The sequence below is a fragment of the Aeromonas sp. 61P genome (genome assembly GCF_051919545.1).
Taxonomy (GTDB): Bacteria; Pseudomonadota; Gammaproteobacteria; order Enterobacterales; family Aeromonadaceae; genus Aeromonas; species Aeromonas veronii.
Genome location: NZ_JBQBEL010000001.1, coordinates 1,954,990 through 1,971,608, shown reverse-complemented (window position 1 = coordinate 1,971,608; position 16,619 = coordinate 1,954,990). Strand labels below are relative to the sequence as shown.

The following is a 16,619-nucleotide window of genomic DNA, read 5'->3' as shown; positions in this document are numbered from 1 at the left end:
GCGATCACAGTCACATAACCCCAATACATTCGTTATTTGCAGCAAACCATTTTGACCACCATCAATTTAGTGACATCCATATCAATTATAATTATTCAGATTAAATAATTATTCATATGGAGCTAGCTAATGACAGACAATACACACTCGGTGAGCATAGGCAGTTACCTGGCACTGGCCTTCGCCGTGGTCTTCTTCTCTGGACTGTTGCAATCCGGCGAGTGGTACGGGGTATTCGATTTCACCACGCTGAACGGCTCGTTCGGCACCATGGTCCAGAGCGTCAGCGAGAATGGTGACGGCATCAAGACCGCCATGACCGACATGCGCGGCAAGGGGGGCAACGGCGCTCGCGATGGCTTCTTGTTTGCCCTGACCCTGATCCCCACCGTGATGTTTGCCCTCGGTATGATCAATGTGCTGGAGCACTACGGCGCGCTGGAAGCGGCTCGCAAGTTGCTGACCCCGCTGCTGCGTCCGCTGATGGGGATCCCGGGCAATACAGGTCTGGCGCTGATCGCCTCCCTGCAGAGTACCGATGCCGGTGCTGCCATGACCCGCCAGCTCAAGGATGAAGGGCTCATCACCAAACGTGAAACCGACGTGTTCACCATGTTCCAGTTCTCCGCTGGTGCCACCATCGTCAACTTCTTCTCCTCCGGCGCCGTGCTGTTCACTCTGACACTGGCAGATGGCAGCCCTGCGGTCAGCTCCTCCATCGGTCTGGCAGTCATCGTGATGTTCGCCTTCAAATTTGTCGGGGCAAACCTGTTCCGGGTCTACCTCAATATGAGCGAAGGCAAGCAGACCGATAACAACACCCAGCAGACCCTCAACACTCAGGAGCAAGCCAAATGAGCCAGGCCAACATCAAGAAACCCATCGTCACCGATATCTTCGTCGAAGGGGCCAAGAAGGGCTGGGTCATCGCCACCACCTCCACCGTACCCAACGTACTGATGGCCTTCGTCATCATCAAGGCGCTGCAGATCACCGGCGCGCTGGATGCCATGGGCGCCATCTTCTCCCCCGTCATGGCCATCTTCGGGTTGCCCGGTGAGGCGGCAGCCGTGCTGATCGGCGCCTGGATGTCGATGGGCGGTGCGGTCGGTGTGGTCATTACCCTGTTCGATCAGGGGATCCTCAACGGCACCCACATCGCCATTCTGGCGCCAGCCATCTACCTGATGGGCTCCCAGGTGCAGTACATGGGCCGCATCCTCGGCTGTATCGGCACCGAAGGGCGTTATATCCCCATCATGGTCGCCATCTCGGTACTCAACGCCTTCGGCGCCATGTTGGTGATGAACATCCTTCTCTGACCCGAACCTGATAGTGGAGCAAGCAATGACTTTTTCTCTGGATCAATACCTGACCGAACTGGCCCCGCTGATCAATCTGGATTGCGGATCCCTGCACCAACCGGGCATTGCGGCAGTGGCCGACCTGATGGCGGCCAAATATGAGGCGATGGGCGGCTGGCAGATCAAGCGGGTCGACTGTGGCGCAGCCGGTGTGGGACTGGAGATCCGCAACCAGCCTGATGCGACGCAGATCGATGTAATGCTGATCGGCCATATGGATACCGTCTTTCCCCTCGGCACCGCCGCCGCCCGCCCGATGAGCGTAGATGGTGAGCGCGCTTACGGCCCCGGTGTCTCCGACATGAAATCCGGCCTGCTCAACATCGTCTATGCCCTGCGTGAACTGCCCCGCGAGGTGCGCGATCGCCTGAGCATCTGCGTCTGCATGAACCCGGATGAGGAGATCGGCTCCCTGCACTCCAGCGACTGGCTGGCAACGGTGGCCAAACAGGCGAAACAGGTGCTGGTGGCCGAAGCTGCCCGCGCCGATGGCTCGCTGGTCAAGGCGCGCAAGGGGATGGCCCGTTATCGCATCGATTTCACCGGCAAGGCGACTCACGCGGGCAACGAACCGCAGAAGGGGCGCAGCGCCATCACCGAGCTGGGCCACTGGATCCTGGCCATCAACGCCCTGACCAACTTCGAGAGCGGCACCACCCTCAACATCGGCATTGTCGAGGGGGGCAATGGTGCCAACATAGTGCCGGCCCATGCCAGCGCCGTGGTAGACGTCCGCTTCTGGGACAATCAGGAGTACCACCAGATCGACGATCATCTGCTGACCCTGGCCGAGCGGCCCCATCTGGACGGCGTCACCATCCAGCTGACCCGCGAGGCCCACAAACCGGCCATGGTGCCGTCAGAGGGCGCTCAGGCACTGATGCTGCTGGTGGAAGAGTGTGGCGCAGAACTGGGACTGCCGATCAGCTGGCAGGAGGTGGGGGGCGGCTCCGATGCCAACCTGACCGCCGCCCTCGGCATTCCCACTCTGGATGGTCTGGGCCCCATCGGTGCCGGTTTCCACAGTGACGAGGAGTATCTGGATCTGGCCAGCATTGCCCCGCGCATCGAGCTGCTGGTGAAGGTACTGACCCGTCTGGCAGCCTGACAAGCTCTCACGTAAAAGAGGGCCAGCCGGTTTGCACCGGCTGGCCCTCTTTTTATCTGCTCCCCCTGAATGACAGCAACCCTTCGCTATTACTCCATTGGCGGCAAGAAGCGGCGCATCACCTCATCCGTATGCCCCCCTTCCTGAAATGCCACCAGCGACTGATTGAGGATGTTCACCAGCTGGTGGCCGCGGGGGGAACCCTTGCTCACCAGCAGATAAAATCCCTTGCGGCTGGGCAGGGCGAGATTGAGCAACCCGCTCTCGCTGCGGTAGATGCCAAGGCTGATGCCTGCCACCAGAGGTTCGATTTCGCTTGGCAGAAAGTCGCAGCGATCCCGCTCCAGCATGTCGAGCGCCTGCTGCAACTGTTTGACCCGGCGTGGCTCCTGCGCAAGCCCGTAGGGGGTGTAGTTGTAGCCAATCACCCCGCACACCCGGGAACGATTGACCGTCTGCAGATCCGGCGGTTCGGGGTAGCGGCGCTTGAGATAGAAGAAACCGAGGTGGGTGTAGTAGAGGGGAACGCTGTAGAAGGCAAACTCGGCCCGCTCCGGCTTGTAGCTGGCATCCCAGGTCAGCTCGCACAGACCATTCTGGCGATAATCCGCCAGCTCCTGCTGCACCCGCGCCCAGGGCAGATAGCGGATCTGGTGCGAGAGCCCGCTCTGTTGCAATGCATCGAGCACCAGCGTCGTCGCCGAACCGGTCAGGCGGCTGGTATCGGGCACACCGTCCTTGCGCTCCCAGTAGGTAAAGGGGGCCCACTCGTTGCCCTCCCCCAGACAGATCTTCACTGGTGGCTCTTGCCCCCATAGCGCGGGGGACAAGATAGCCATCGCCAATCCCGCCCACCATGTTGCCGCTCGTCTCATCTCCCTCTCCCGAACTGTTTATCCCTCTTGCAGCTTAGCCCAGAAGAGATAGTGCTCACTTTGCAGGGGCGCTTTCATGCCACAACGTCAGCAAATTGGCCGGAATGGCACCATAACGAAGCTGCGGCGTCTGGTGCCAGTCAGCCAGCTTTTGCAGGGCTTTCGCCAGATCCTGTGCAAGCGTGCGGGTCACTCTCACACCGGCTTCCAGATAGAGGCTCTTGATCTCGAAAACTCCCTGCTGGCGATGGGCCTTGGCATCCATTCTGCCCACCAGCTTGCCACGATGCAGCAGCGGCAACACGAAGTAGCCGTACTGACGCTTGGGCGCCGGGGTATAGCACTCGATGCGATAGTCGAAGTTGAACAACTCACTGGCGCGCTTGCGATCCCATACCAGCGGATCGAACGGCGACAGGGCGGTGGTATGGGTTGCCTTGAGGGTGCCCGCCTGTGCCCTTGCCAGCTCATCGGCCAGAGATGCGTGCACGAAAGCACCGTGCTGCCACCCCTCCACTCGTACCGGCAACAGCTCCCCCTCGTCCGCCAGTTGATGGAGCAGGGCGTCGTATTTGCCGCGTCGCAGCCGATAGTAGTCCGCCACCCAGCCAGTTTTGACCAGCCCCAGCGCCCGGCAGCTGGCGCGCACCATATCCCGCTGCGCCTGCTCGATGCTCGGCAGATCCCGCTCATCACACCACTCGGGGAGCACCCGCTCGGCCAGGTCATAGACCCGCTGAAAGTTGCGCCGCTCCCGCACCATCAGCTGACCGGTGGTAAAGAGCACCTCCAGATGGCGCTTCTCCGGTTTCCAGTCCCACCAGCCATTCCCCTTGCCGGTTGTGCGTTCAAAGTCAGCCGCCCGCACCGGGCCGTGCTGACGAATACGCTCGATCAGCTGACCGATCTCCTGCTGATGGGTAGCGAGCCAGTTGGCCGAAAACTTCCACCCCATGGCGGCGGGGTCGAGCATCCGGTGGCGCAACAGCCGGTAATCTTCGCGGGGCACAAAGCAGGCCTCGTGGGCCCAATATTCGAAGATCTCGCCGTCAGCCAGCAGTTGCTCCAGCCAGCTCGGTTCGTACTGGCCAAGCCGGCTGAACAGCACCAGATAGGGGCTGCGTGCCACCACCGAGATGGTATCGATCTGCAGCAGCGCCATGCGGCGAATGGTGGCCAGCAGATCGGCCGGGGTCGCCTTGCTGCGACGGGGGGCAAGCAGCCCCTGCGCCGCCAGTTGCAGATGACGGGCATCTTGCAGTGACAAATGGGTAATCGACATCAACAACCGCTCCCTGGTATCTGACCATCGCGCGCCCGGCGGATGGCCAACAAAAACGGGGGAGGTACCACGCTGGTATGCCTCCCCTCCCTGTGTGCCAGCGCCGCTATGAGTGGGCCGGGGGCAAGACCAGCTGATTCACCACCAGCATGATCTCTTGATAAGTGGCCTCTACCGTCTCGGGAGTCGGCTCCAGAATCAGGTCATCGGCATAGCCGTTGATGAGCGAGGTGATCTGGCGCGCCAGTCGCCGGGCATCGCCCGCCACAAACTCGCCGCTGTCGATCCCCTTTTGCAGGATCTGCTCCAGCACCTCGCGCCACGCCAGAATGATTTTGCGGTAGCTCTCGGCAAATACCGGGTCGCGCAGTGACTCGTTCCAGGCATCCAGATAGATGGCCCAGGAGGCATCCTGACTGGTCGGCAGGTTGTCCCGCACAAAGAGCGGCAACGCTTCGCGGGCCGGCAGCGGCAACAGCCACTCCCGCTGCTCGGCGATCTCCTGATAGGTGAAGCGCTCCACGGCGCAGAGGCAGAGCTCCTTCCAATCCTTGAAGTAGTGGTAGACGTGACTGCGCGCCAGACCGGTGCGCTCGGCAATATCACGGGTTGACGATGCCGCCATCCCCTTCTCTCGAAACAGGGCCAATACGGCCTCGATGATCATCTCTTTGCGCTGTTCTGCTGATGGGCGTGCCATCTGACCTCCTGCGATATCAATCGATCTGCTTGACTTTGAGCAGTCGCTCAAACAAACTTTGAGCGCTCGCTCAAACTTAGCGTTTCCGACATCTTAGGAGATAACCCATGACAACACCAACCACTTCGGCAGCCAGTTGCGACGAGCAGGCCACGCCGTTGCCACACTCGGCCGGTCGTTCGCTGGGGGCGATTGCGCGGGCCAATCCCCTCAAGCTGGCAGGCACCTTCTCGCTGGTGGCCCTCGAAAACATCCTGCTGGTGGTCTATCCCCTGTTTGCCGGCTTTGCCATCGACGCCATCGTCAAGGGCCAGTGGCTGCAGGCTTCAAGCTACGCCCTGATCGTGCTGCTGTTCTGGCTCATCGGCGCCCTGCGCCGGGCGGTCGATACCCGCACCTTTACCCATATCTATGCGGCACTGGCGGTGCCGGTGATCCTGACCCAGCGCCAGCAGCAGGAGGGGCAATCCACTATAGTGGCGCGGGTTACCCTGGCGCGGGAGTTTGTCGACTTCTTCGAGAAACATATCCCGATCCTGGCTACCAGCCTGATCTCCATCGTCGGGGCGGCCGTGATGCTGATGGTGATCGAGTTCTGGGTCGGCATCGCCTGCATGGGGATATTGCTGCTGTTCGGCCTGCTGCTGCCCGGCTTTTCGCGCAAGAACCAGCTGCTGCACGAGCGGCTCAACGATCGGCTGGAACACGAGGTCAAGCTGGTCACTCATGCCCAGTCAGCCAGCCTCGCCCGCCACTACCGCGCGCTGGCCTGGATCCGCATCCGGATTTCGGATCGGGAGGCGCTCGCCTTTCTGGCAGTCGGCGTCAGCGCCTCCCTGCTGTTCCTGCTGGCCATCACCATGCTGATGGCCCAGCCCCAGGTCTCCGCAGGCCATGTCTATGCTGTGATGACCTACCTCTGGAACTTTGTCACCAGCCTGGATGAGGGGCCCGGTCTTGCCGATCAGCTGGCCCGGCTGAGAGACATAGGCCGCCGGGTCAACACCGCCCAACCCGATGAAATGATTTGATATTTTGTATCTGTAACCGGAGTAGAAGATGAATCCGACCACCCTTTGCCAACGAGCGTTGACCATGTGCATCAGCTGTTTTTTCCTCGCCGCCTGCGGCCCCAAGATGAGCGACTTTGAGCCCAACACCAGCTACTGGTTCAAGGAGAAACCGACAGAGGAGAGCGCCCCGCTGGCACAAGACCTGAAGGTCGATATCGCCATCATAGGTGGCGGCTACAGCGGCCTCTCCAGCGCCTGGCATCTGGCCAAGGCCAATCCGTCGCTCAAGATCGCCATCTTCGAAGCCAAACAGGTGGGCAGCGGCGCCTCGGGCCGCAACGGCGGCATGGTGTTGCCGGGCTCAGAGGTGATGGATCTCTACGAGGAGGGGGAAGCGAGCAAGCGCCACTACGACCTCACCGTCGCCAGCATGCGCAAGCTGCAGGCGCTGGTCGCATCAACCGGCGTCGAGGCTGACCTCAAGCTCGATGGCTATGTGGAGGCAATCCTCGATGAGGAGGATATCGCCGAGTACCGCGACTATGTGAAAACCGCCAATCGCCTCGGCATCCCGCTCCAGTACTGGAACGCCGATACCACAGAGGCAAAACTCGGCACCGATCGCTACGTGGGGGCGGTCTACGACCCCAATGGCGGTCAGGTACACGCCATGAAACTGGTCAATGCCCTGCGCAAGGCGGTGGAGCAGGCGGGCGTCACCATCTACGAGCAGAGCCCGGTAATGGGGATCAAGGAGGGCAAGCAGATCGAGCTCAATGTGGCCGACAAGTACAAGGTGACCGCCGACAGCATAGTGCTGGCGACCAACGGCTATACCTCCAAGCTTGGCTACTTCAGCGGACGGGTCTTTCCGGTGCACGCCCAGAGTGCCGTAACCGAGCCGCTCAGCAAAAAACAGCTATCCGCCATCCAATGGCAGAGCCGGGTACCCTACTACGACACCCGCAACATCCTGTTCCATCTGGTGTTAACCCCGGATAACCGCATCGTCATCGGCGGCGGCAATGCCGAGTACGTCTTCAACGACGGCCTCAACTACAAGGGCGATCTTAACCGGGTCAGCGAAATGATGATGACCGAGCTGGTGACCCTCTATCCGGCCCTCAAGGGGATCAAATTTGAACAGGTGTGGGACGGGGTACTCGGCATGACCGGCGACAGCACTGAAGCGGTGGGGGTAATGGGGGATCACAAGAACATCTACTACGCCCTCGGCTACAACGGCCACGGCATCAACCTCTCCTTCCTGTTTGGCGACATCGTGGCCAGCCTCTATCAAGGCAAGGAGCATCCCTGGTTCAACCACGCGGAGCAGACCCTGCCGATGTGGCTGCCGCCAGAGCCGTTCAAGTCAATCGGCGTCAAATCTACCCTGATGTACTACCAGTGGCAGGACAAGAGCTACAAGGAGTAGCGCCGAGCAAGAATCCGACGAGTAACAGACGAAGGCACGCCTCAGGGCGTGCTTTTTTGCAATACCGCCACATCGGCGTGGGGGAAGCTGAGCTCGGCCTGCCAGCTGGCGGCCACCACCCGAAACGATGCCTCGGCAAAGAAGACTATGTGGGTCGGGTCGTGGCGATAACGCCAGTTTTTAAACCGCTCGTCACTGAGCACCCGCTGGGTCTGTAACACCAGTAGGCCGCCGGGCTTGAGGCAATCCCACAACTGCGCCAGCACCGTGCGCGGCTCGGCGATATGCTCGATCACCTCGGTACTGGTGATGAAGTCATACTGACGCGTCAGCAACTCGGGAAAATCGGCGTAGAACTTGTCATACCCCGCCATCTGGTAACCCGCCTCGCGCCCCATCGCCACCAGCGCAGGGCCGGGACCGCAGCCAAAATCGAGGCCGCAGGCAGGAGTTGGCACCCGACTCAGTACCTCGCCAAATGCCCGCATCAAAAAAGTGCGATAACGGGGATCATCCACCCGATTGTCGTGACCGTCATAGACCGCCTTCTCCGCCGCCTCATCCAGATGATCCGCCTCATCCAGCCAGACCAGCTCGCACGCGAGGCAGCGATGATAGCGCTTGCCCGCCACCGGCAGGGGATAACTGCGATGGCTGGCACACAGGGGGCAGCTGACGGTGGATGACATGGCGGTTCCTCTTGGGGGCTTCCTGTTGGATAACAGCGACGCAGATTGCCTGCCCGCTGCCTCGCTGACAACTTTTTTTGCTCATTAAGGGTTTCTTAAGTTTGCCCTTTTACTCTCAAACCATCGCAAGAGAAGGAGTCACCCATGACCATCGAGATCCAGGCCCCCTACCGATTGCTGCTAGCAAAGTCCCCGCAGCAGGTCATGGCGCTGCAAACCTATATCCAGGCCGCCTACACCCTCGAGTTCAACGCCCGCATCCCCCATTTCCTCCCCTGTCTGCTGGGGCTCTATCGGGCGGACGGGACGCTGGTCGGTGCCTGTGGTCTCAATCATGCCAGTGAGGGGCCTCTCTATCTGGAACAGTATCTGGAGCAACCCATCGAGGCCGCCATCAACACCCGCCTCGGGGTCTATCCGGCACGCAACCGCATTATCGAAGTGGGCAATCTGGCCTGCAGCGAACCGGGCAATGCCCGCCTGATGTTCGCAGCCCTGTGTCGCCTGCTGTGTGAAAACGCCCTCGACTACGTGGTCTTTACCGGCACTGCCAAGCTGCGCAACAGCTTTGCCCGCCTGCAACTCAACCCGGTGGAGCTGGCCCCTGCACAGGCCCATCAGGTGGGTGCCGACGCCGATGCCTGGGGCGAGTACTACCGTTGCCAACCCAAGGTGATGGTGGGCGACATCAATCAGGGGCGCGAGGTGCTGGCCCAGAGCAGCCTGCTGCTCACTCTGCTGGCCCCCATGCCGATCCTGTTTGACGCTGCCAGCGAGAGCGGTGACAACCTGACCCATCAAAAAAGGTGCGCCCAATGAGCCTGTTCGACGCGATCGCCAAACATGCCCACGAGGCTCCGCAATCCCCTGCGCTGCTGAGCAGCCTGCAGCGTCTCGATTACCAGACCCTGTGGCAACAGATCCAGCGTCTGGCCAGCCAGTTGCAACAGCTCGACATCAGCCGTCTGGCGCTGCAACTGGACAACGGCCTGCCCTGGGCGCTGCTGGATCTCGCCTGCACCCGCGCCGGTATCGTGGTCATTCCGGTGCCCCACTTCTTCAGTCAGGCCCAGCAGGCCTGGTTGCTGGAGAGCAGCGGTGCCGATGCGCTGATGGGCCCACATCATCAGGGGTGGCATGCCGCCGAGCCGCTCTCGCTGATCACCGGAGAGCTGCCGCTCTGGCGCCACGCACCAGCCAATCGACCGGAGCTGCCCAAGGTCACCGCCAAGATCACCTACACCTCCGGCACCACGGGCCAGCCCAAGGGCGTCTGCCTGTCACTGACCCAGATGATGGCGGTAAGCCATGCGCTGGCCGAGCGTGTCGCGCCAGCCAAGGTGGAAAAACACCTCACCCTGCTGCCGCTGGCGACCCTGCTTGAGAACATCACCGGTCTCTATGTACCGCTGCTGACCGGCGCCTGCAGCCGCATTCCGTCCCTCGGGGAGCTCGGTTTCACCGGATCCAGTTCGCTCAATCCAGCCATGCTGGGGGAAGGCCTGCTGCGCTGGCCGACCCACAGTCTGGTGCTGGTGCCCGAACTGCTGCGCCTGCTGCTGGCGCTCTGCACCAGCACACCGACGCTGGCCCAGCAGCTCAAGAGCCTGCGCTTTATTGCCGTCGGTGGCGGCAAGGTAGCACCCGACCTGATCAAACATGCCCGCCAGCTCGGCCTGCCGGTGTATGAGGGATATGGCCTCTCGGAGTGCGGCTCCGTGGTGGCGCTCAACAGCACGGATGCTGACAAGCCAGGCAGCGTCGGCCGCCCCCTGCCCCACTGTCAGGTCACCATCGCCAGCGATGGCGAAATTATGGTGAGCGGCAGTGCCATGCTGGGCTATCTCGGCAGCAACGAACCGACTCCCGAACAGATCGCCACCGGCGAACCTTCTGCCATGCAGATCGCCACAGGCGATCTGGGTCATCTGGATGATGAAGGCTACCTCCATATCACCGGGCGCAAGAAGAATGTCCAGATCACCGCCTTTGGCCGCAACTTCTCCCCCGAGTGGGTGGAGGCCGAAGCCCAGCTCTGCCCCGCCATCGCCCGCATCGTGGTGTTTGGCGATGGTCAGCCTGCCAACGTGGCGCTGATCCAGCCCTTGCCGGGCAAAGAGGCGGATCTGCCCCACCAGATCGCCGGTCTGAACCAGCGGCTGCCCGATTATGCCCGGCTGCACCACTGGTTGCCGGTGGCACTCGACCAGCATCCCGGCCTGCTGACCGCCAACGGGCGCCCCCGTCGCAACGAGATTTACCAACACTTTTCCCGGCAAATCAGCCAATGCCTTACAGGAGAATCGTCATGAGCTTCTACCAGACTCTGCAACAAGCCACTGCCAGTGAGCGCGAGCATCTGTTCAACGCCCCCATTATCGAAGCCTGTCGCCGTGGCGATATCAGCCGTGACACCTATCTCGCCTTTCTGGCGCAGGCTTACTACCACGTGCGCCACACAGTTCCGCTGCTGATGGCAACCGGCGGCAAGCTGGGTCAGGAGTACGAGTGGGTGCGTGGCGCCATTGCCGAGTACATCGACGAGGAGTATGGCCATCAGGAGTGGATCCTCAACGATATCCGCGCCTGTGGCGGTGATGCCGAGGCGGTGCGCCACGGCCAGCCCGGGCTGCCCATCGAGCTGATGGTCGCTTTCCTCTACGACCAGATCCAGCGCGGCAACCCCATGGGCTTCTTCGGCATGGTACAGGTGCTGGAAGGCACCAGCGTGGCCATCGCCCTCACCGTCGCCGACCAGCTGAAAAAGGGTCTCGGCCTGCCACCGCAGGCGATGAGTTACCTGAGCTCCCACGGCGCCCTGGATCAGGAGCACCTCAAGTTCTTTGAATCCTTGATGGATAAGGTCGAGAGCCCGGCGGATCAGGCCGCCATCATCCACGGGGCCAAGGTGGTCTACCGCCTCTATGGCGAGATGCTCTACAACCTCACCGCCACACCGTAAGTTGGCAGCGGATCAGCAGACAGCAAAAAGGGAACCCACACCATGAACCTTGAAGGGAAACTCGTGCTGCTCACCGGCGCCAGCGGTGGCATAGGTGAGGAGCTGGCACAGGAGCTGGCGGCCCAAGGGGCACACCTGCTGCTGCACGGTCGTCGCGGCCCGGCACTGGAGCGGCTGTGCAAGTCACTGCCCCATCCCGAGCGCCATCAGGTGGTGCTCGCCGACCTCGGCTCTGCGCAGGAGCGGGCCAAGCTGTTGCAACACCCGGCGCTGGAGGACGGGATCGACATCCTGATCAACAACGCTGGCTGCAACCAGTTTGCCTGGCTGGAAGATCAGAGCTTCGAGCAGGTGGAGCGCCAGCTGCTGCTCAATATCGAGGCGCCCATCCAGCTCACCCGAGCCCTGCTGCCAACCATGCGCAAGCCGGGGATCATCATGAACATGGGGTCGAGCCTGGGCAGCATCGGCTACCCCGGTTACAGCGTCTACTGCGCCAGCAAATTTGCCCTGCGCGGCTTTAGCGAAGCGCTGGGACGGGAGCTGGAGGGGAGTGGCATCAAGGTGCTGCATTTCGCCCCACGCGCCACCCGCACCAAACTCAATTCCGAGGCCGCTTACGAGATGAATGCAGCGCTCGGCACCCAGACCGACAGCCCGCAGGAAGTGGCCGAAGAGGCGGTCATCGCCCTGTGCAACGAAACCCGCCGCAGCTGGCTCGGCTGGCCGGAAAAACTGTTCGTGCGGCTCAATGCCCTGCTGCCCGGTATCGTCGACAAAGCGCTGGCCAGACAGCTGCCGATCATCAAACGTTATGCCCGTCATCTTCAGCCAGGGACGACTGATGCCGGCGCCAACAGTGCGCCACAACCAGACTTGTCCCGCCCGATCCCGACCAAGAAGGAGCATTAATATGAATTTTTTCCGTCAATCCGTGACCTCTTGTGCCATCGCCATCCTGCTGGGATCCACCTCAGTCATGGCCGCGGATGATGTCCTCATCCCCATCCAGCAACAGTGGGCCGCCTGCCAGTATCAACAGAGCGGCAAGGCGAAAGAGAGCTGCCTCGAAACCTTGAGCACCCAGGCCGAAGCGGCCAGCGCCAAGGAGCCTTTTCGCGCCGATCTGCTGATCTGGTCGGCCATCGTCAAGAGCACCTGGGCGGGGGCCAAAGGGGGGCTGGGGGCACTGGGTCTGGTGAAAGAGGCCAAAGCCAAGCTGGAGCTGGCACTCAAACAGGATCCCAAGGCGCTGGACGGCTCCGCCTATACCAGTCTGGGCTCCCTCTACTATCAGGTGCCCGGCTGGCCGGTCGGCTTTGGCGATGACGAAAAGGCAGAGCAACTGCTCAAGCAGGCGCTGGCCATCAATCCGGATGGCATCGATCCCAACTTCTTCTACGGTGACTTCCTGCTGGATCAGGGTCGCAAGGCCGAGGCCAAAACCTACCTCGACAAGGCGCTGGCCGCCCCGGCCCGCCCGGGTCGCGAAGTGGCCGATGAAGGGCGCAGAATGGAGATCCGCGATCGGCTGGCCAAGCTATAAAACCCTGATGGATCAAAGAACTATTTAAACTCTGCCCACCAGCTTGCATACTGGTGGGCAGGGTTGTTTATGCCACGGCACACCCTGGCGCTGAGCCAGATCGCCACACCCAACAAACAGGGAGAAAAGAATGCGGATCCTGCTGGTGGAAGATGATGTGATGCTGGGGGATGGTATGCAGGATGCACTGCGCCATAGCGGCTACACGGTGGACTGGCTGCAACAGGGGTTGCCTGCTCTGGCAGCCCTCAAGAGCGACGAGTTCGCCGCCCTGATCCTCGATCTCAACCTGCCCGACATCGATGGCCTCAGCCTGCTGCGCAAGTTGCGCCGGGATGGCCACCAGCTGCCGGTGCTTATCCTCACCGCACGCGATGCGCTGGATGATCGGGTGGTCGGCCTCGATGCCGGCTCCGACGACTACATGGTCAAACCCTTCGCCCTGCAGGAGCTCAACGCCCGCCTGCGCGCCCTGGTTCGCCGCAGCAAGGGGCAGGCGCAAGCGGTGCTGGAGTATGGCGACATCCTCATCTATCCAGAATCCCAGCAGGTCACCTATCAGGGCGAGGCGGTCAAACTCACCCCCCATGAATACAAGTTGCTGCAGGAGCTGATCAGCCAGAGCGGCCGGGTGCTGAGCAAGGATCAGCTGCAACAGAGCCTCTACGGCTGGGATGAAGGTGCCGAGAGCAACGCGGTAGAGGTGCATATCCACCATCTGCGCAAAAAGTTCTACAGCGACCTCATCCGCAATATTCGCGGGGTCGGTTACATCATTCCCCAGCTCGAACAGCCAAGCTGGACACCCGCACGATGAAACGTCCCCGCTCCATTCGCCGCTTTCTGCTCACCGGTATCCTGACGCTGGTGAGCCTGAGTCTCACCATCAGCGCCTTTATCGGCTACATGGAGGCGAGCCACGAGATGGAGGAGCTGTTTGATGCCCGCCTCGCCCAGTCGGCCCGCATCACCAATCAGCTGCTGGCTCGCTACATGGCCCAGCAGGGGCAACTGCCCGCCAACGGCACCGTCTATCAGGAGTGGGAGGCGCAAAATCCCGATGAGTGGCAAAAAGACCCCAGCCTCAATCTGACCGGCGAGGATCGGGAGATCACTCCCTACGGCCACGAGTTCGAACGCAATCTCTACTTCCAGCTGCTCGATGAAAAGGGCGGCTTGCTGCTGCGCGCCCCCAGCGCCCCGGATCAGCCGCTGGTCACCCTGGCCATCGGCTTTGACACGGTCGAAAAAGATAACCACCAGTGGCGCACCTTCACTCTCTACAACCAGCAGGAGCAGACCTGGCTGGTGGTAGCCGAGCGGGACGACGAGCGCAGCGAACTGGCCAGCAAGATGGCAACCCTCACCATGCTGCCGCTGCTGATCACTCTCCCCTTCCTGCTGGCCCTGCTCTGGTGGCTCATCACTCGCGGGCTGGCCCCCCTGCGCCAGCTGGCCCAGGCCATCAGCGAACGTCACCCCGCCAACCTGAGCCCCCTCAGCCTCAAGATAAGCGCTCAGGAGCTGACGCCTCTCACCAACGAGATCAACCGGCTGATGCAGGCGCTGGCGGAGACCATAGAGCGGGAGAAACAGTTTACCAACGAGGCGGCCCACGAGCTGCGCACCCCGCTGGCGGTGCTGCGGATCCACAGTGAAAATGCCCTGGCTGCCGAAGATGAAGTGAGCCGCCAGCAATCCCTGCACAAGATGCTGCAGGCCCTCGATCGCAGCGATCGGCTGATCCGCCAACTGCTGACCCAGGCCCGTATCGACAACCAGCAGGGACTGGTATTGACCGAGCTGGAGATAGGCCACCTGCTGCAAGGCACCCTGGCGACCCTGGCACCCATCGCGCTCAAGAAGGATCAGCAGCTGTCGCTGGAGTGCGAATTGCCGCAACTGGTGATGGGGCAGGCCACCCTGCTCGAACTGCTGTTTAGCAACCTGATCGACAATGCGCTGCGCTACACCCAGCCGGAGGGCGAGATCAAGGTGTGGGTACTGCGAGAGGGCAACCGGGTGAGGGTGGATGTAAGTGACAACGGCCCCGGCATTCCCGCCAGTGCCTTGCCCCGGTTGTATGAACGCTTCTTTCGGGTCAATCCCCAGCAGGGGGATGGCGTCGGCCTTGGCATGGCCATCGTCTCACGCATCGCCCAGTTGCACGGCGCCGACCTCGATGTCCACAACCGGCCGGAAGGGGGGCTGGAGGTGAGCGTCTGGCTACCGCCCCCCCCCCACTCCCAGCCCTGATCCGAAAATGACAACGCCTCCCGAGGGAGGCGTTGTTCATGGATAGTTCGCACGCTGACGCTACACGACTTGTTGCGGCGCCATCACCCGTAGATCAGGCAAGCAGCGCATCCAGACCTGCCGTCACCGCCTCCATGCGATGCCCGCCAGAGTGTTCAATCACATAACGCTTGCCCACCTGGGAAGAGGCATCCAGCCCGAACACACCGTGCTCCACCTTCTGGCTCAGCGGATCCCCGCTGGTGTTGACGTGGGTGACATTGGCATCGTCCAGCTTGTGAGCGAGGCGATCCCGCAACCCGACATGCAGCCCCATGCTGTTGAACGCCGTGACCTTGAGCCCGTGCTTGATGCCGGCATATTGCGCCAGACCGCCCCCCAATGAGTGGCCTAGCACCTCGACCTTGCCGCCATACTGCTGGGCAAAGGCCTTGACCAGCCGGTCGGCATCTTGAAACGCGCTGTCCTTGATGCCAAGGGCCGCGCCAGCATCGCTCTTCAGGGTGCCGGGGCGTTTGGCAGGCTGAGTGCCCACAAACGAGAGCACCATGGTATCGCCACGCTTGTAAACGGCGACCTGAGCGCAGACCAGGCATCACCTGTCAGGATAAAGGGGTCATTCTCGTTCTTGCTCGGGGTGACATGAAGTGTCAGGGCACTCCCGGTGCCACCGGAACCATCTTCACGGCGGGCCAATATCGAAGGGGGAATATCTGCCAGCGTGGCGTGACTGTAGCCTGCCGGCATCTCCCGATAACTGCTGGAGCAGCTGACCCGCGCCAGCTGGGCCGCATCCATCACCGCTCTCGCCCCCTCGGCAGTCAGTGGTTCCTGCTGCGCCTTCGCCACGAAGGCCGGTTTGATGATCCCCTTGGCGGCACTCAAGGCCTGCTGTGAGCCTTGTTGCAACCGCTCTGACATACCGAGCGGCAGATGGGAGGCCCCCTTCATCACGCTCCCCGCCAACCCCAGAGAGGAGGAGGCCACCAGACGCGCCGCTGACTCGCCAAGGTTTTTCACCCCGGCCACCCCGGCCGTCACCGCACCGCTGGCCACGCTGCTGACACCACCGGTGATATTGGCCAGCCCTTTGATGATGGCGCCCGTCCAGTAACGGGCCTTGCCCTTGGCACTCTGGACATGGGAATCATGGCCGCCCTGGATGGCGATGCCAATCTTGCGAGCCGGGGCACTGAGGGTCAACCACTTGAGCGAGGTATTCAAGACCTTGCCCGGCTGAACCCGGGAGCCGAAGCCGAGACTGGTATAGTGAGAGGCCAGATTGTGATGAACCGAGTGCTGGCGCGATGAGGATTGCACATCGCCATGCTCATGAGAGGCTACAGCGCTAGCACGCTGGGGTTGTCCAATGCTTTGAATAGACATCTT

At 61.7% G+C, this 16,619-nt stretch carries 18 protein-coding genes; 12 read left to right on the top strand and 6 right to left on the bottom strand.

Translation table 11 applies throughout. The features are described from left to right. The first annotated feature begins 129 nt into the window (after nt 1–129). The 3 genes from ACTG2O_RS09525 to ACTG2O_RS09515 are packed head-to-tail and all read left to right on the top strand — an operon-like array spanning nt 130 to nt 2,472. A complete protein-coding gene (locus ACTG2O_RS09525; protein WP_439975659.1) occupies nt 130–858 on the top strand; it encodes a nucleoside recognition domain-containing protein in 729 nt (242 codons plus the stop codon). Further along, the gene (locus ACTG2O_RS09520) at nt 855–1,322 is read left to right on the top strand and encodes a YjiG family protein (RefSeq protein WP_005335063.1); all 468 of its coding nucleotides are present in this window, start codon (nt 855–857) and stop codon (nt 1,320–1,322) included. Before ACTG2O_RS09525 ends, ACTG2O_RS09520 begins: the two co-directional genes overlap by 4 nt. Before the next feature lie 25 nt (nt 1,323–1,347). After that, nucleotides 1,348–2,472, top strand: coding sequence for a M20 family metallopeptidase (locus ACTG2O_RS09515; protein ID WP_439975658.1), 1,125 nt, complete (start codon nt 1,348–1,350; stop codon nt 2,470–2,472). 89 nt (nt 2,473–2,561) lie between these two features. Here the strand turns inward: ACTG2O_RS09515 and ACTG2O_RS09510 are convergent, their stop codons facing one another. From ACTG2O_RS09510 to ACTG2O_RS09500, 3 genes are all read right to left on the bottom strand, one after another. Further along, nucleotides 2,562–3,311 (bottom strand): substrate-binding periplasmic protein, encoded by a 750-nt coding sequence (locus tag ACTG2O_RS09510; protein WP_103250772.1) that lies wholly within the window; start codon nt 3,309–3,311, stop codon nt 2,562–2,564. 91 nt (nt 3,312–3,402) lie between these two features. Then, nucleotides 3,403–4,629, bottom strand: a complete 1,227-nt coding sequence (locus ACTG2O_RS09505; protein ID WP_439975657.1) for a winged helix-turn-helix domain-containing protein — start codon at nt 4,627–4,629, stop codon at nt 3,403–3,405. A gap of 106 nt (nt 4,630–4,735) precedes the next feature. Beyond that, the gene (locus ACTG2O_RS09500; RefSeq protein ID WP_005335070.1) at nt 4,736–5,329 is read right to left on the bottom strand and encodes a TetR/AcrR family transcriptional regulator; all 594 of its coding nucleotides are present in this window, start codon (nt 5,327–5,329) and stop codon (nt 4,736–4,738) included. Between the two features lie 107 nt (nt 5,330–5,436). Between ACTG2O_RS09500 and ACTG2O_RS09495 the strand changes: the two genes are divergently transcribed. Both ACTG2O_RS09495 and ACTG2O_RS09490 read left to right on the top strand, forming a co-directional pair. Then, complete coding sequence (locus ACTG2O_RS09495) at nt 5,437–6,360, top strand: ABC transporter six-transmembrane domain-containing protein (RefSeq protein ID WP_106842808.1); 924 nt, start codon at nt 5,437–5,439, stop codon at nt 6,358–6,360. 28 nt (nt 6,361–6,388) lie between these two features. After that, nucleotides 6,389–7,777: an NAD(P)/FAD-dependent oxidoreductase gene (locus ACTG2O_RS09490; RefSeq protein ID WP_236284750.1), complete on the top strand. Its 1,389-nt coding sequence runs from the start codon at nt 6,389–6,391 to the stop codon at nt 7,775–7,777. Between the two features lie 41 nt (nt 7,778–7,818). Here ACTG2O_RS09490 and ACTG2O_RS09485 read toward each other — a convergent pair whose 3' ends face one another. Beyond that, entirely contained in the window at nt 7,819–8,466 is a 648-nt protein-coding gene (locus ACTG2O_RS09485) for a class I SAM-dependent methyltransferase (protein ID WP_439975656.1), read from the bottom strand. Between the two features lie 144 nt (nt 8,467–8,610). On the opposite strand from ACTG2O_RS09485, the gene ACTG2O_RS09480 reads away from it, so the two are divergent. From ACTG2O_RS09480 to ACTG2O_RS09450, 7 genes are all read left to right on the top strand, one after another. Then, entirely contained in the window at nt 8,611–9,285 is a 675-nt protein-coding gene (locus ACTG2O_RS09480; RefSeq protein WP_439975655.1) for a thermostable hemolysin, read from the top strand. Then, nucleotides 9,282–10,778, top strand: coding sequence for an AMP-dependent synthetase/ligase (locus ACTG2O_RS09475; RefSeq protein WP_439975654.1), 1,497 nt, complete (start codon nt 9,282–9,284; stop codon nt 10,776–10,778). Before ACTG2O_RS09480 ends, ACTG2O_RS09475 begins: the two co-directional genes overlap by 4 nt. Next, complete coding sequence (locus ACTG2O_RS09470) at nt 10,775–11,428, top strand: TenA family transcriptional regulator (protein WP_064340823.1); 654 nt, start codon at nt 10,775–10,777, stop codon at nt 11,426–11,428. The genes ACTG2O_RS09475 and ACTG2O_RS09470 overlap by 4 nt, the downstream gene beginning before the upstream one ends. 42 nt (nt 11,429–11,470) lie before the next feature. Beyond that, a complete protein-coding gene (locus ACTG2O_RS09465; RefSeq protein ID WP_270817691.1) occupies nt 11,471–12,340 on the top strand; it encodes an SDR family oxidoreductase in 870 nt (289 codons plus the stop codon). A gap of 1 nt (nt 12,341) precedes the next feature. Further along, a complete protein-coding gene (locus ACTG2O_RS09460) occupies nt 12,342–12,974 on the top strand; it encodes a tetratricopeptide repeat protein (RefSeq protein ID WP_439975653.1) in 633 nt (210 codons plus the stop codon). A gap of 130 nt (nt 12,975–13,104) precedes the next feature. Next, complete coding sequence (locus tag ACTG2O_RS09455) at nt 13,105–13,791, top strand: response regulator (RefSeq protein ID WP_421286264.1); 687 nt, start codon at nt 13,105–13,107, stop codon at nt 13,789–13,791. Continuing rightward, entirely contained in the window at nt 13,788–15,230 is a 1,443-nt protein-coding gene (locus tag ACTG2O_RS09450; RefSeq protein ID WP_439975652.1) for an ATP-binding protein, read from the top strand. The genes ACTG2O_RS09455 and ACTG2O_RS09450 overlap by 4 nt, the downstream gene beginning before the upstream one ends. A gap of 94 nt (nt 15,231–15,324) precedes the next feature. Here ACTG2O_RS09450 and ACTG2O_RS09445 read toward each other — a convergent pair whose 3' ends face one another. Both ACTG2O_RS09445 and ACTG2O_RS09440 read right to left on the bottom strand, forming a co-directional pair. After that, nucleotides 15,325–15,780, bottom strand: a complete 456-nt coding sequence (locus ACTG2O_RS09445; RefSeq protein WP_439975651.1) for a hypothetical protein — start codon at nt 15,778–15,780, stop codon at nt 15,325–15,327. Further along, a complete protein-coding gene (locus ACTG2O_RS09440) occupies nt 15,729–16,616 on the bottom strand; it encodes a hypothetical protein (protein WP_439975650.1) in 888 nt (295 codons plus the stop codon). Before ACTG2O_RS09440 ends, ACTG2O_RS09445 begins: the two co-directional genes overlap by 52 nt. Nucleotides 16,617–16,619 lie beyond the last annotated feature (3 nt).